The 15,774-nt window shown below is 43.3% G+C and carries 15 protein-coding genes; all 15 read right to left on the bottom strand.

The features are described from left to right. Positions 1-14: 14 nt before the first annotated feature. On the bottom strand, positions 15-1,691 hold the full coding sequence (locus tag AC58QC_RS10565; RefSeq protein WP_497415099.1) for a ribonuclease J: 1,677 nt from the start codon (positions 1,689-1,691) through the stop codon (positions 15-17). Positions 1,692-1,862: 171 nt separating this feature from the next. Then, complete coding sequence (gene dapA, locus AC58QC_RS10560) at positions 1,863-2,726, bottom strand: 4-hydroxy-tetrahydrodipicolinate synthase (protein ID WP_497415098.1); 864 nt, start codon at positions 2,724-2,726, stop codon at positions 1,863-1,865. Between the two features lie 26 nt (positions 2,727-2,752). Further along, positions 2,753-3,970, bottom strand: a complete 1,218-nt coding sequence (gene dapG / locus AC58QC_RS10555) for an aspartate kinase (protein ID WP_497415097.1) — start codon at positions 3,968-3,970, stop codon at positions 2,753-2,755. A 43-nt stretch (positions 3,971-4,013) separates the two neighbouring features. Next, positions 4,014-5,051 carry an aspartate-semialdehyde dehydrogenase gene (locus AC58QC_RS10550; RefSeq protein WP_497415096.1) on the bottom strand — a complete coding sequence of 346 codons (1,038 nt, stop codon included), beginning with the start codon at positions 5,049-5,051 and terminating at the stop codon, positions 4,014-4,016. Positions 5,052-5,087: 36 nt separating this feature from the next. After that, entirely contained in the window at positions 5,088-5,681 is a 594-nt protein-coding gene (locus AC58QC_RS10545; RefSeq protein WP_497415095.1) for a dipicolinate synthase subunit B, read from the bottom strand. Next, entirely contained in the window at positions 5,678-6,577 is a 900-nt protein-coding gene (gene dpsA, locus AC58QC_RS10540) for a dipicolinate synthase subunit DpsA (RefSeq protein ID WP_497264178.1), read from the bottom strand. Before dpsA ends, AC58QC_RS10545 begins: the two co-directional genes overlap by 4 nt. Before the next feature lie 153 nt (positions 6,578-6,730). After that, a complete protein-coding gene (gene dut, locus AC58QC_RS10535; protein ID WP_497415172.1) occupies positions 6,731-7,159 on the bottom strand; it encodes a dUTP diphosphatase in 429 nt (142 codons plus the stop codon). Positions 7,160-7,172: 13 nt separating this feature from the next. After that, positions 7,173-8,429 carry a M16 family metallopeptidase gene (locus AC58QC_RS10530; protein WP_497415094.1) on the bottom strand — a complete coding sequence of 419 codons (1,257 nt, stop codon included), beginning with the start codon at positions 8,427-8,429 and terminating at the stop codon, positions 7,173-7,175. 108 nt (positions 8,430-8,537) lie between these two features. Next, positions 8,538-9,515, bottom strand: a complete 978-nt coding sequence (locus AC58QC_RS10525; RefSeq protein WP_497415093.1) for a polysaccharide deacetylase family protein — start codon at positions 9,513-9,515, stop codon at positions 8,538-8,540. A gap of 200 nt (positions 9,516-9,715) precedes the next feature. After that, positions 9,716-11,818: a polyribonucleotide nucleotidyltransferase gene (locus tag AC58QC_RS10520; RefSeq protein WP_497415092.1), complete on the bottom strand. Its 2,103-nt coding sequence runs from the start codon at positions 11,816-11,818 to the stop codon at positions 9,716-9,718. Between the two features lie 266 nt (positions 11,819-12,084). Next, positions 12,085-12,354, bottom strand: a complete 270-nt coding sequence (gene rpsO, locus AC58QC_RS10515) for a 30S ribosomal protein S15 (RefSeq protein WP_028558319.1) — start codon at positions 12,352-12,354, stop codon at positions 12,085-12,087. A 154-nt stretch (positions 12,355-12,508) separates the two neighbouring features. After that, positions 12,509-13,456: a bifunctional riboflavin kinase/FAD synthetase gene (locus AC58QC_RS10510; RefSeq protein ID WP_497415091.1), complete on the bottom strand. Its 948-nt coding sequence runs from the start codon at positions 13,454-13,456 to the stop codon at positions 12,509-12,511. 47 nt (positions 13,457-13,503) lie between these two features. Continuing rightward, on the bottom strand, positions 13,504-14,418 hold the full coding sequence (gene truB / locus AC58QC_RS10505; protein ID WP_497415090.1) for a tRNA pseudouridine(55) synthase TruB: 915 nt from the start codon (positions 14,416-14,418) through the stop codon (positions 13,504-13,506). Further along, the gene (locus tag AC58QC_RS10500) at positions 14,415-15,416 is read right to left on the bottom strand and encodes a DHH family phosphoesterase (RefSeq protein ID WP_497415089.1); all 1,002 of its coding nucleotides are present in this window, start codon (positions 15,414-15,416) and stop codon (positions 14,415-14,417) included. The genes truB and AC58QC_RS10500 overlap by 4 nt, the downstream gene beginning before the upstream one ends. Continuing rightward, positions 15,413-15,772, bottom strand: a complete 360-nt coding sequence (gene rbfA, locus AC58QC_RS10495) for a 30S ribosome-binding factor RbfA (RefSeq protein ID WP_056625044.1) — start codon at positions 15,770-15,772, stop codon at positions 15,413-15,415. Before rbfA ends, AC58QC_RS10500 begins: the two co-directional genes overlap by 4 nt. Between the last annotated feature and the right edge of the window lie 2 nt (positions 15,773-15,774).

The raw sequence follows: 15,774 nt of genomic DNA, 5'->3' as shown, positions 1-15,774 counted from the left end.
ACTTGTTCGAGTACCTAAACTTCCATAATGATAGGAAGAATCATTGGTCTTCTTCTGGTTTGTTCATATAAAAAGCGTCCGAGAACATCTTTCACATTAGTTTTTAAAGATGCCCATTCATTTACATTTTCATTCATAAGTTTAGTTAACGTATTTGTTACGATACGATTGGCTTCTTCGAGAAGTCCTTCGGATTCACGAACATAAACAAATCCGCGTGAAATAATATCTGGGCCTGACAAAATTTTGCCATCTTGTTTACTAAGTGTAACCACGACAACTAGAATTCCATCTTGCGACAGTAATTTACGGTCACGCAATACGATATTGCCTACATCCCCAACACCTAGTCCATCAATTAGGATGTTACCGCTTTGAACTTTTGATCCTTTGCGTGCAGCACCATTTTGAATTTCAACCGTGTCCCCAATATCGCACATAAAAATATCTTCTTTAGCAATGCCGACAGACTCGGCAAGAATGGCATGTTGACGCAGCATTCGGTATTCGCCATGAATCGGAATAAAGTATTTAGGCTTCATTAGGTTCAGCATCAGCTTTAATTCTTCCTGACTACCGTGACCTGAAACGTGAACACCAGTTACTGATCCTGGTCCGTAAATCACGTGGGCACCGATACGCATGAGTTCATCAACTGTTCTGCCTACGTAACGCTCATTTCCTGGAATCGGAGTTGCCGCAATAATGACCGTATCCCCTGGTAAAATATCAATTTTACGATGAGTGGAACGCGCCATTCTTGTAAGAGCAGACATTGGCTCGCCTTGACTACCCGTGGAAAGAATAACTACACGATCGGCTGCAAGTTTATTAACTTCCTCTGGCTCAATCAACATGCCATCTGGAATGTGCAGGTAGCCTAATTCGCTAGCAATCGAAACAACGTTCACCATACTGCGACCAATAACCGTTACTTTGCGATTCGTTGCTGCAGCTGCATCAAACACCTGTTGAACACGGTGAATATTCGATGCAAAAGTCGCAATGACAACTCTTTGCTTCGCTTTACGGAACACTTCTTCAATCTCAATACCTACACCACGCTCTGAGCCTGTGTAGCCTGGACGTTCTGCATTCGTACTGTCTGAAAGCAAGGCAAGAACGCCTTTCTTTCCGATCTCAGCCATACGATGCAAATCTGCATATTGTTCATTAACTGGAGTTTGATCAAACTTAAAGTCTCCCGTATGGACAACAACACCTTCTGGCGTATCAAGTGCGACACCCACAGAATCCGGAATACTATGATTGGTTTTAAAGAATGTTGCCGTAAGTACGCCCAGGGGAAGAACGGATTCCGAATTGATTAGAATTCGGTTCGTCGTTCCGAGCAAGTTCGCTTCCTTCAACTTAGCTTCGATAAGTCCCATCGTTAACTTCGTTGCGTAGAGGGGAACATTAAGGTGCTTAAGCACGTAAGGTAAGCCACCAATGTGATCTTCATGGCCGTGAGTGATGATAATTCCGCGTACTTTATCCCGATTCTCCGTTAAGTAACCAATATCTGGGATGACAATGTCAATTCCGAGCATGTCCTCCTCAGGAAATTTCAAACCACTGTCAATGACGATAATATCGTTCGCATACTGAACGCAATACATATTTTTTCCGATTTCGCCCACGCCGCCAAGAGCGAAGATCAAAAGTTTATCAATATTTTTTTTGGACAAGAATATACCTCCTTCATAGATTGGACGACGAATTTTAAATGAAAAAACCGAACTAGTCACTTGCAACCATTATACATGAAAAAAAACAGCAAATACAAGTTAATACTGAATACGTCTAGATTTCCCAAAAAAAGAAAACCGATGCCGGAAGCACCGATTCATTAGGCCTGATCATACAAAAAGTGATTGAATGAATTGTCCCTCTTGCTCGGATACACGAACTAATGGAAGTCGAACGCCGCCTGTTTCAATGCCCTTGAGAGCCAGAGCATGCTTAATTGGCGCAGGGCTCGGTGCACAAAAAATACCAGTAAATACAGGATGAAGCTTACGATGAAGCTCTGCAGCTTGCTGAATGTTGCCTTCTAGATAATACTTTATCATAGTTTTCATTTCTTTTCCAATCACATGACTCGCAACACTGATAATTCCTTCGCAACCAATAGCTAAAGCTGGCAAAGTATTACTATCATCACCACTATAGACGAGGAAATTAGGAGCAGCATGCGTCAGAATCCGCGTCATCTGATCCGTATTCGAGCAATCTTTGGTTGCGACTATATTCGGAATCTGAGAAAGACGAATCGTTGTGTCGGCATCCAAATTAACACCTGCTCGACCTGGTACATTATAGAGCATGACTGGCGCCTTAACAGCCTCAGCGATCGCTTTAAAATGCTGGTACAACCCTTCCTGTGACGGACGATTGTAATAAGGTGTAACAAGCAGTAAAGCATCAACACCAAGTTGCTCAACTTTACGTGAAAAAGCGATTGTATGCTCGGTGTCGTTACTTCCAGTACCTGCAATGATCTTGCAACGACCAGCCGCAACTCGAACGGAAAGCTCAATAAGTCTCAGCTTCTCATCTTCTGATAATGTCGGCGACTCCCCTGTCGTCCCACAAATCACGAGACCGTCCGAATGTTGTTCTTCAATTAAATAATTAATTAGGGGCTCTACTTGATCCCAATTGACCTGTAACTGCTCGTCAAATGGTGTAACCATTGCTGTGACTACTCTTCCAAAACTCACTGGTACGCCTCCTGATTTACACATTTTTATTTATATAAATTAAATTTTCGATGAAGTGCTCGAACGGACTTGATCATATCCACACCTTGTACAAGAACCCAAATGGTAGTGTTCGAATCCGCAGATTGCAGAATTCGAATATCTTCCACGGTCAACGCTTCAACAATGTGTGCCATAATGCCAGGTACACCATTCATTCCGCCACCAATCACGGAAACCTTCGCACAGCCGCTCGTGAACTTTGGCTCGTAGCCCTGCACCTTGAGTAATTGAACTGCACGTTCTGCTTCGTGATCGAAGACGGTATATACCACGCCTGAAGGATTCACGTTAATAAAATCTACACTAATCTGATGCTGGGCCATTGTTTTGAATACACGTAGCTGAAGATCGAATTCTCCATCTACGGCTGCGACCTGAATCTGTGTAATATTCGTAAAATGAGCAATCCCTGTAACAAAGCGATCTTTAACATGGTTAACTTCTGATAACGTGTTGTCAGAAGCCGTGACAAGCGTACCTTCTTCTTTGGTGAAGGTTGACCTCACGCGAATCGGGATATTCGCTTGCATAGCAACTTCGACTGCTCGCGGATGAATGACTTTTGCACCATTATGGGCCATATTGCATATCTCACTAAAACTCACGCGCTGTAACGGTTTAGCGTCTTCAACGATTCTTGGATCCGCTGTCAAAATACCATTTACATCCGTGAAGATATCCACAATTTCTGCTTTGACTGCAGCGCCAAGAGCAGTTGCTGATGTGTCACTGCCACCGCGGCCCAGCGTTGTCAACTCATCAGAACTCGTTTTCCCTTGAAACCCTGTAACTATGACAACTTGGTCCTGTTCTAACAATTCAAGGATCCGATTGGGCTTCATCGCAATGATCTGAGCATTGCCATGATTCTCATTCGTGATCAGACCAGCTTGCCCACCAGTCAAAACTGTAGCACGAATACCTGTTTTGTGTAATAAACTGCACAAAAGTACTGCAGATATTAATTCACCGCAGCCCATTAACATATCGAGTTCCCGCGCGGGCAGCCCTTCCCCGTTCTTACGAACAAGGTCTAGGAGCGTGTCAGTCGCATAGGGTTCCCCTTTTCTTCCCATCGCAGATACAACAACAACTAATTTATAATGTTGGATTAGTGCATCTTGAATATGTCCAATAACGTGTTCTCTAGCTTGTGCGGTGGAAAGCGAAGTACCTCCGAATTTTTGTACAAGAATTCGCATGAGTTTCCCCCATTTTCACTGCTACAAGTAAGCAGTATGCTGATTATTGCTCTATAGCAATATATTCAGCAATTTGCACTGCATTCCAAGCAGCACCTTTTAACAAATTATCTGAAACAATCCACATGTTAAGCGCTTTAGGGTTACTCAAATCGCGGCGTACACGCCCAACGAAAGTTTCGAGCTTACCTGCAGCATCTGTAGCAAGTGGGTACTGTTGTTCTGCCGGATTGTCAACCAGGACAATGCCAGGCGCATTTGCAAGCAGAGTTTTCACTTCTTCAATATCAAAATCTTCTTTCAATTCTACATAAACGGATTCCGAGTGTCCGTAAACAACAGGAATACGCACGCATGTAGCAGTAACTTCAATGGACTCATCGCCCATAATTTTCTTCGTTTCAAGAATCATTTTCATTTCTTCATTCGTAAATCCATTGTCAAGGAATTTATCGATTTGCGGAATCGCATTGAAAGCGATTTGGTGCTTAACTGGCAAGGAACCGACTGGTAGAATATCCGGGTTCGCCTCATTACCTGCTAGTACTTCTTTGGACTGTCTAAGCATTTCATTAATTGCCTTAGCGCCAGCACCGGAAACGGCCTGATAGGTTGAAACGATAATGCGGGAAATACCAAAACGGTCATAAAGCGGCTTAAGCGCTGCAACCATTTGAATGGTGGAGCAGTTCGGGTTCGCGATAATCCCTTTATGTTCATTGATTTTCTCAACATTTACTTCAGGAACAACAAGTGGTGTTTCTGGGTCCATCCGATACGCACTTGTATTATCAATACAAATCGCACCTGCTTCTACCGCATGCGGAGCCAATGCTTTCGTAACATCGCCACCAGCACTGAATAGCGCAATTTCAACGCCTTGAAAGCTTTCAGGAGTTGCTTCTTGCACGACAACTTCCTGACCTTTAAATGAAAGCTTTACCCCTGCAGAGCGAGCGGAAGAAAGTAATTTCAATTCCTTGATGGGGAAATTCCGTTCTTCTAATAGACGGATGATTTGTTCGCCAACGGCGCCTGTAGCACCTACAACTGCAACGTTGAATAGCTTCTGGTTGGACATATGCTGGTCTCTCCCCCTCAAGTTGTTATCTATAAGTTAGTATTGAAATCTCTCAATAATCATAGGCTGCAATTGTTTACCTTCAAGGGCAGCTTCACAAGCTTCCATAATCAAGTCCATCCGAGCCACCAGCGAATTTGGTTTAGCTCCCGGCGCATCTTGACCATAGGGTACAAAATAAATATTCTTCGTTATCAACAGTTTCGCAATATTCATCGCATTTAAACCCAAACCATCATTCGTTGAAATCGCTAATACTAGCGGTCTCAAGTTTCTCATTTGTGCTTTAGCTGCCATAAGAACGGGACTTTCCGTCATTGCATTTGCTAGTTTACTAGTTGTATTACCCGTACAAGGAGCAATTACCATCACATCCAATAGCTTGGATGGACCTAGCGGTTCTGCATCTACAATCGTAGAAATAATCTTATTCCCCGTAATATCCTTCAGCATTTGCTGCCAATCGGCTGACTTACCGAATCGTGTGTCGGTCGTCATAATTGTATTCGATACAATCGGAATAACCCGAGCACCCGCATCTACGAATCTCTTAATTTGAGGCATGACCTCTTCAAGTGTACAGTGAGAACCGGTTAATGCATAACCGACTGTTTTCCCTTGCCAATTCATTCCACATCGCTCCTGTCTTTGAAGTCTTCCTCGATCAGCTGACTTAATGTGTTAGCCATAATTCGGCCAGCTGTTTTGGGGGCGACGATTCCAGGTAAACCGGGCGCTAGCATCGCTTTAATGCCTCTCTTCTCGGCAAATCGAAAATCGGTTCCGCCGGGTTTGGAAGCTAAATCGATAATAAGCGCGCGATGTGGGATATTGGTAATAACTTGCGCTGTGACTATCATAGTCGGAATTGTGTTAAAAAGCAAGTCAATATTCCCCACTTCCGGGTACAGATCCTTCGTATAAAAAGGCTGAAAACCCATCTCCCACGCCCTTGCATAATGCTCCGGCTTCCTGACGCCAACCTTAACGGTTGCCCCTAATCCTTGCAAGGTTTTGGCCATTGTAAACCCTGTTCGACCAAAACCCAAAACCATACAAACGGATCCATGAATTGTAATATCGGTGTTCTGGATGGCCATCATAAGCGCACCCTCTGCAGTTGGAATCGAATTATAAATAGCAATGTCATCACGATCTAGCAGCTCCACAAGTTCAATCCCATGTGCCAAAACGAGCTTCTTCAAGTAGCTCTTCGCCATACCGGTATACACCTTGGCATGCTTCGGCAGAGAAGATATGTGTTCATCCGTCAGAATCATTTCTTCGCTTGAGAATATTGATTCCACTTGTCCTGTCTCATCCGTACCTACAACTGGCAAAATAAGTGCATCCACATGTTGAAACAATTCCGGTTCTAGTTTCACATTCGTAACACCGTGAAATTGCCTCCCGAGATTGTCAAATCCGAGTAATATAACGGTAGCGTCTAGCTCAGTAAATTTCTGAATTACTTCTAGTTGCCGGGCGTCTCCCCCCATAATAGCAACCGAAATCCCAGTAAGCATTCTTGCTTACACCCCTTCCTCGGTCCGTTTCGATAAGTTATAGTATGCGTTCGCCTAAGGATGGGTGACTTCCGACTTTGCATCCTCGAAAACAAGAAAGAACCCCTTCCTAAGAAGAGGTTCTTTCTTGTACCTGTTATGTAACCGTCAGACTTACCGCCCTGTATGGCCAAAACCACCAGATCCGCGCACAGTTTCTGACAACTCACTAACTATGTTCAATTGAATTTGTGGAACAAGTTGGAAAACCATCTGAGCGATCCGTTCATTTCGCTGAATGACGAATGGCTCTTGCCCATGATTAATCAGTAATACTTTAACCTCACCGCGGTAATCTGCATCGATGGTCCCTGGTGAATTAAGCGTTGTAATGCCATGTTTAAAAGCAAGCCCGCTTCTTGGGCGAATCTGTGCTTCAAGTTCTGGCGGCATGCTAAGCGCGAAGCCTGTAGGAATCAATTGACGCTCACCAGGTGCAAGCACGACTGGTTCATTAACAGCAGCATGCAAATCAAAGCCACTGGCAGCTTCGGACATTTTCTGCGGTAACAGGATGTCTTCCTGACCCACCATGCGTTTCATTTGAACTTCAAAATCAAAGCGAGACAAGCTGATCCCTCCTGAAGCCGCTAATTACATCATCCGCATTTCCAACCATGGACAAAGCAAAAGGTGTCGAGAACAGCGTTTTCGTCAATTGCCGAATATGTTCCATATTCACACTTTCAATGCGTGCGATCATTTCGTCCAAGCTGTAATGCTTGCCTGTCATCAATTCATTTTTACCAAAACGGTTCATCCGACTGCTCGTGCTTTCTAAGCTAAGAATCAAGCTTCCTTTCAACTGCTCTTTCCCCTTCTTCAACTCAGAATCTGTCATGCCATTAACAGCAATGTCATGAAGCAGCTCCATCGTCACTTTCAGCACTTCTTCCGTCTGTTTGGGGGCTGTTCCCGTATAGATCGTAAACATCCCGCTATCAATATGTGAGGAATGATACGAATACACCGAATAGGCTAATCCGCGTTTCTCCCGAATTTCTTGGAAGAGTCTTGAACTCATGCCTCCGCCAATGGCATTATTCAACAATACCATCGGATACAGATTTTCCTCCTGAAGCGATAATCCAGGTAACGACAAACAAATATGATTTTGTTCTGTTTTCTTTGCATGGAAAATCAACTCGCTAAGGAAATCTGGCGCATCATAGCTCGTTTCAACACCAGACTGTGAAAACTCGCCGAAATGCTTTTCAATCAATTCTTTCACACTATCATCAATATTCCCAGCAATACTAAGTACAGTGTTCTCCGTATTATAATTTTGCTTCAAGTAAGAACGCAGATCATCAGATTTCATTTTGGACAAATTATCTTGCGTTCCTAGAATCGTATATCCCAGCGCATGAGTGCCATAAGATGCTTTCGCTAACAAGTCATGAACAAGATCATCAGGCGTATCTTCGTACATTGAAATTTCTTCATAAATGACATTCTTCTCTTTTTCTAACTCACCTTCATCAAAAGTCGAATTGAAAAACATATCCGATAGTACATCCATCGCTAAAGGCAGATGTTCATCCAGCACTTTGGCATAATAGCACGTGTATTCTTTGGATGTGAAGGCATTTACATTTCCGCCAATGCCATCAAAAATCTCCGCAATATCTTTCGCCGAATGACGTTCCGTGCCTTTGAACAGCATATGCTCAATGAAATGTGAAATACCATTATCCGTTTGCGACTCATTACGCGAGCCTGTCTTTACCCAAATTCCGAATGTTACCGATCGAAATGTAGGGATTTGTTCCATGACGACTCTCAAGCCATTATGTAAGCGATATTTGATCACCAAGGTTCCTCCTCGAAATGGTACACCTAAAAGTCCAATTCTCCTATTATACTTCCTCAGTCTAACAAAAATGTGCCTAGGACTCAAATTAGCGGCATTAATTCATGACTAATTCGTAATTTGCCCCTGCCCAGTGACCCTTTTTGAGGAAAGAAGGTCGGAAACTGTGCCAAGCACTAGCCCTTTTTTCTTAATCAGACTAATCATCCCTGGCAATGCATCTCGAGACGAAAAAGTTGGATGCATTAGGATGAGAGTACCGGGTTCAACATTGCTTGATAGGCGTTCAAGAATGCGACTGGCGCCTGGATTTTTCCAATCGATGGTATCAAAGGTCCAAAGTACCGTTTGCAGCTTGAATTCTGAGGCTACCTGAATCGTTTCTTGATTGAAATAGCCTGAAGGCGGTGCGAACAATGTATTTTTTACACCGAGCAGTTTAAGTAAATCTTCGGTTTTCGAAATCTCCTCAACCGCTTTGCTCCGCGAGATACTCCGCATGTCTTTATGAGAATACGCGTGGTTCGATATTTCGTGACCTTCACTCTGAATTCGTTTGGCCATATCTGTATTTTTCTTCAGCCAAGAACCATCAAAGAAGAATGTCGCATGGACATTTTCTTTACGAAGCGTCTCTAACATACTAGGCAAAAATTCATTGCCCCATGCGACATTTATCATAAAAGAAACCATCGGCTTCTTCGGATTGCCTTTATATACAGGATTAGGACCAAGATCATTTAATTGAATACTTGGCTCAACTTCCTTCATAACATAATTAATTTTATTAGGCGTTAATTGGTGCTCTGCTAACTTCAAAGTCTCCTCAATATCAACCTCTATGCCATTGTAACCAGGGATCGCTTTCCACACGGAATCTACCTTGGCATTAATAGGCGCAATTTTACGCTTCTCTGCTTCTTTGGTTATCGTCTCTAATAAGGTAGATTGCTTAGAAGACGCAAAAACAGGACGCGCTTCTTCCCTCGTCCAATCTTTCTCATCGACGATTAGAGCATGATCGTATTTCACACTTTGTATATAGGTTCCTATACTTGGGATCGAGTTCACTGTTATTAGAACCATAGCAAAAAAACTCCCAATCAGAATCCATTTTTTATGGCGCATACACAGGCCCCCATTCTTCATCTCCTGATTCTATGAAGGTTGGGACAAGAGTAGAACCTGTGCATGTCCTTCCATGCTGTGAAAAGCAAAAAAGAGACAGATAGCTCTGACTCTTTATCCTTTAACTATGAATGAAACGACTTCAAGAATTGAATTCTCTAGCTTTGGGCAGAGACTTGTGAAGTTAACGTTGCTTTGCGTGAAAGATTAACTCTTCCTTGTTGATCAATTTCCGTTACTTTAACTGTAATTTGATCGCCAACGTTCACAACATCTTCAACTTTTGCTACACGCTCTGTAGAAATTTGTGAAATATGAACGAGACCTTCCTTACCAGGTAAAATTTCAACAAATGCGCCAAATTTCTCAACGCGTTTAACTGTACCAAGATAAGTTTCACCAACGATAACTTCACGCACGATGCCTTCAATAATGGAACGAGCTTTCTCATTCATTTCTTGATTCGACGATGCAATGAATACGCGACCGTCTTGCTCGATGTCGATTTTCACGCCAGTTTCCTCAATGATTTTATTGATGATTTTACCGCCTGCACCAATAACATCGCGGATTTTGTCCGGATTGATGTTCATGGTAAGAATCTTAGGCGCATATTGAGATAGATTTTTGTTTGGTGTGGAAATACGGGATACCATTTTGCCCAAAATGTGCAAACGGCCTTCTTTGGCTTGTTGCAAAGATTGTTGCAAGATGCTGCGATCGATGCCATCAATTTTGATATCCATTTGTAAAGCCGTGATCCCCTCAGCTGTACCTGCAACCTTGAAATCCATATCGCCAAGGTGATCTTCCATACCTTGAATATCTGACAAGATGGAGAAATGATCGCCGTCTTTGATTAGTCCCATTGCAATACCCGCAACTGGAGCTTTAATCGGAACACCAGCATCCATAAGCGCAAGTATACTTGCACAAATACTTGCTTGGGATGTTGAACCGTTTGATTCCAACACTTCAGACACAAGACGAATTGTGTAAGGGAACTCAACTTCGTTCGGGATGATCGGCTCAATAGCTCGCTCACCTAACGCACCATGTCCAATCTCACGACGGCCTGGCGGACGCAATGGTCTTGCTTCCCCAACGCTGAACGGCGGGAAGTTATAGTGATGCATGAAACGTTTGGTTTCTGTCAGATCTAAACCATCCAAGATTTGAACATCACCTAACGCACCTAGTGTACAAATGCTTAGTGCTTGTGTTTGTCCGCGTGTGAACAAGCCAGAGCCGTGTGTACGCGGCAGCAAGTTGATATCGCATTCAATCGGGCGAATTTCTTCAGGTTTACGTCCGTCTGGTCTTACTTTATCATGTGTGATCAAGCGACGAACTTCCTCTTTGACGATATCATAGAGAGTTTCTTTCACGTCACCTAGAAGTCCTGGCGTTTCTACGTACAACGCAGTGAAATGTGCTACAGCCTCTGCATTCACAACATCGATAGCATCTTGTCTTGCGTGCTTTTCAGGGATTTTAATCGCATCAACTAATCTAGCTTGGGCAAATTCGCGAACCGCGCTATTTACTTCAGCATCAACCGCATGGAGTTTAACTTCCATTTTCGGCTTACCAACCTGCTCTACCAGTTCTTCAATTGTCGCAACGATCTTGCGAATTTCATCATGACCGAACATGATCGCTTCAAGGACAACTTCCTCTGAAACTTCTTTCGCGCCTGCTTCAACCATCATTATAGCATCTTTGGTACCAGCAACCGTCAGATGAAGATCACTTTTCTCCGCAACATCACCAGTTGGGTTAATAACGAATTGACCATCTACACGACCAACAATTACGCCACCTACGGGTCCATTAAAAGGAACATCAGAGATCGCAAGTGCCGCGGACGTACCGATCATTGCTGCCATTTCTGGCGGGCATTCCTGGTCTACGCTCATAACGATAGACACAATTTGAACATCATTACGGAAGCCTTCTGGGAAAAGAGGACGAATCGGACGATCCGTTAAACGGCTCGCAAGAATCGCTTTCTCACTCGGACGTCCTTCACGCTTAATAAATCCACCTGGAATTTTACCAACCGCATATAATCTTTCTTCGTAGTTCACTGTTAACGGAAAGAAATCTAAATCTTTCGGTCCGCTGGAAGCCGTTACTGTGCTAAGCACAACCGTATCGCCATAACGAACAGTTACTGCTGCATTGGCTTGTTTGGCTAGTCGGCCTGTTTCAAGAATGAACGGCTTACCGCCAAGTTCCATTTGTACCCTTGTCTCCATAAAATCCTCCTAAGGCGTGGTTTGAATTTCAATTCATATGTGTTGATTAACAAGTACAGAAATCATAAGATCCAGAGACCAATCCGAATCTACTCCGTATGTATGCAAATGGGTAGCTGTGGAGTTATCCTCTATTTCTGCGTTATGTCTAGTATTTCCTTCTTTTCCCGTTTTAAAAATACAAGAAAAAGCAACCTTTTGCTGCTCTCTGCCAGAGCTTTATCAAGCCTAGCAAAGGAGCAACAGGTTGCTTCTCATTGTCGGTTTTATCGACGCAAACCAAGCTTTGCAATCAAAGCACTATAGCGGCTTACATCTTTGTTTTTAACATATGCTAGCAACTTACGACGTTGTCCAACCATTTTAAGCAAACCACGACGGGAGTGGTGATCTTTCTTGTGCGTACGAAGGTGGTCTGTAAGGTTAACAATGTTTTCTGTAAGGATTGCTACTTGTACCTCAGGTGAACCTGTGTCGGTATCGTGTACCTTGTGAGTTTGAATCAGTTGTGTTTTGCGCTCTTGCGTAATTGCCATAATCGTTCATCTCCTAAATTCTATTAGTATCCCCGCTAGCCTAGAAAGCGCCGATGAAAACGTCAATCCAAGCTAAGGTTCATGCCAAAGGAACACGTCCATTTGACAACGTTAATCAGTATATCACAATTGACTAGTAGAAGTAAATGTATGATTACGCCTCTAAGGTCAATTTATGCTTAGCTTCTTCTGAGTCACGCTTAATTTGAGTAACTAATTCATCTAACGAGGAAAATTTACGCTCTGGTCGAAGGAAAGAAATAAGCTCAACCATCACAGTTTCTCCATAAATTTGCTCAGAAAATTCAAATAAATGCGCTTCAAACGACGGTTTTAATTCCCCTGTCTCGAAAGTTGGTTTCACACCAATATTCATGACACCTTGATAAACTTCCCCGCGAACAGTAGCTTTAATCGCGTAAACACCGTTTGTTGGACTGACATAAGGTTCGTCCAATTGAAGATTAGCTGTAGGAAAACCAAGCGTTCTTCCTCTCTTCGCTCCATCAACCACTATGCCGCTTAAACTGTATGGACGTCCTAGCAGCCTAGTCACAGTTTCAATTTCTCCTAGCTGCAATGCTTCACGTATACGCGTACTGCTTACTTTTTCACCATTCATATGAAAAGGTCTCACCACTTCAACAGAGAATTTCCCGTGACTCAACTCACAGAGAGAATCCGGAGTACCTTTACCTTGAAAGCCAAAGGTAAAATCAAAACCGCAAATGACACTGTCAACACCAAGTCGATCAAGGACTTGATCCACGAATTGTTCTGGAGATAATCGCATTAGGGAAGCATCAAACGTTACAATGTACGTATGATTCACTCCCATGCTCTCAAAAATCTCCATCTTCTTTTTCATTGGTGTCAGAAGATCCACGTATTTATCTTGACCCATTACGGCTCTAGGGTGTGGATAGAAGGTCATAATGGCTGTCTTCAGACCAAGCGACTTAGCCGTATGTAAGGCCCGTCCTATAACCTCTTGGTGCCCTAAATGTACGCCATCAAAGTCACCAATGGCCACCACTTGTTTGCCCACAAACTGGGTAAACTGATCCAGTTCCATCGGATATGATATTGGTATTATTTTCATATAAGTTCGTTCACCTATCCATTTCAACCCGTCCCGCGACGTTATGATTAAAGGAAAACTTTGGCCGGGACCAAGACGTGGCTAGTGCTTTTCCATTCAAACAGACCAAGAAATCGTTCATCAGGTGAATAGGCCCGAAATATGGTTTGTGAAGCATCTGCATGAGCCACCCGATTCGCAGCTAGAGCTATTTTCTTACCTTGTAATGAATGAACAGCTTCTTGATCAGTGAGTGCTATAGATGGAATATGCGAGATGGCAATGTCCATAGGAATCATATGCTGCTCTAATGTACCTGCTTCTTTCATTTGAACAATTTGCTCAAACGTTAAACATTGCTCTTCGCGAATATTCCCTGTCGACGTACGTATCAAACTTACCATGACGGCAGGATATCCAAGTGCTTTCCCGATATCTACACACAACGTTCTGATATATGTGCCCTTGGAGCACTTGGCGCGGAAACGAATTTCAGGATGCTTCTGATCTAAGTTGAGCTCGAGAATTTCTAGTCCAAAGATCGTTGCTTTCCGTGATTTCCGTTCAACTTCTTTACCTTCTCTAGCCAATTCATAAAGACGTTTGCCATCTATTTTGACAGCTGAGAACATAGGAGGAATCTGCTCGATGTCCCCGACGAAAGTTGCAAGAACTTCGCGCACTTGACCTTCCTCGAGTGAAACATGTGAAACTTCTTCCAACACGGTTCCCGTCATATCTTCTGTATCCGTAGATAAGCCAATACGTAATACAGCTTCATATTCTTTCGGAAGTTCTTGAATATATTCAACCATCCGAGTTGCCCGACCAATGCAAAGTGGCAGAACACCTGTCACTTGCGGGTCAAGTGTACCGGTATGACCAATTCTTTTAATACTCAAAATCCTTCTAGCTTTGGCGACAACATCATGCGATGTAAAGCCCGCTGGTTTCCAAACAGGCAAAATGCCTTCTAGCGTCATTTCAGCTTGTCCCCTACTTCCTTAACCATTCTAGCTATAGCTTCGTCTAGCGTACCATGGATTGTGCATCCTGACGCCCGAACATGCCCTCCACCGCCTAGCGATTGAGCAATAGCAGCAACATCAACTAGCCCAGAGGAGCGAAGACTTACTTTAATGACACCGGCTGCCTTCTCCTTAATCAGCATGCCCACTTCGACACCTTCAACATTACGCGGATAATTGACTAGTCCATCCAAATCATCACTCGACGCCCCCGTTAACTCTAAGTCAGCAAGTGAGACAGCTAGCCAAGCCAGTTTTCGATCATACGCAAAGGAAAGTGTGGATAGCGCTTTTTGGAGAAGTACAATTTGCGCATACGTCATTCGTTCAAGAACATGCTCTGCGATTTCGGCACCTTTGACACCTAACTCCAACATCGAAGCTCCGATTTTCATGACCTCTGATGTGGTATTGGAGTATCGAAAGCCGCCTGTATCCGTCAGCAATCCGGTATAAATGCATTCACCAAACGTAATGTCAGGTTGCAGCTTCATATGTATCGCCAAATCGAACAATATTTGAACAGTTGCCGCGGCGTCATGCTTAATTAAATGACAGGAACCAAAATGATCATTCGTTGGATGATGGTCAATATTGAGTAACTGTACCCGCTCATCAAAAAGAGTGCTGATCCTACCCATTCTGGAGAAATCAGCACAATCTACACTTATGATGGTTTGATAAAGTCGATTCGGTGCCAATTCGCTATAATCAATGGTTTGTTTACTTCCTTCTAAATAGGAAAATTTAGAGGGCATTGCGCCCTCATTAATCATAGTGAATGACTTCCCAAGTTGACTTAGAATCCAACCCGTTGCATACGTTGAACTGGCAGCATCTCCATCCGGTTGGATGTGAGACACGACCAGGAAATCATCATGCTGCTCGATAAATGCAGCTGCTGCTGCCAGCTGCTGACAGTATTCGGTGGCATGGATCATTCCGTTATTCATACGTTTGTATTTCCTTCCTGATTGAGCTTATACAACAATTGGTCGATGTGAGACCCATAGTCGATAGAAGCATCAAATTTAAACTGAAGCTCTGGAATTTTCCGCAAACGAATTCGTTTGCCTAACTCAGAGCGAATATATCCTGAAGCAACAGAAAGCGCCTTAAGGGTGGCAGCTTTCTCTTCTTCAGTTCCCATTACACTTAGATAAACACGAGCCAGGGATAAATCATTCGTCACTTCAACGCCTGTAACGGTCATGAAACCAATACGTGGGTCTTTCAGCTCCGCTTGAATGATTTGACTTAACTCTTTCTTGATTTGTTCACCAACTCGACCTACACGAACTCTAGCCATTT

The sequence above is a fragment of the Paenibacillus sp. J22P51 genome (assembly GCF_059692215.1).
Note: the sequence above shows the minus strand (reverse complement) of the source record. Positions and strands in the feature narration are given on the sequence as shown.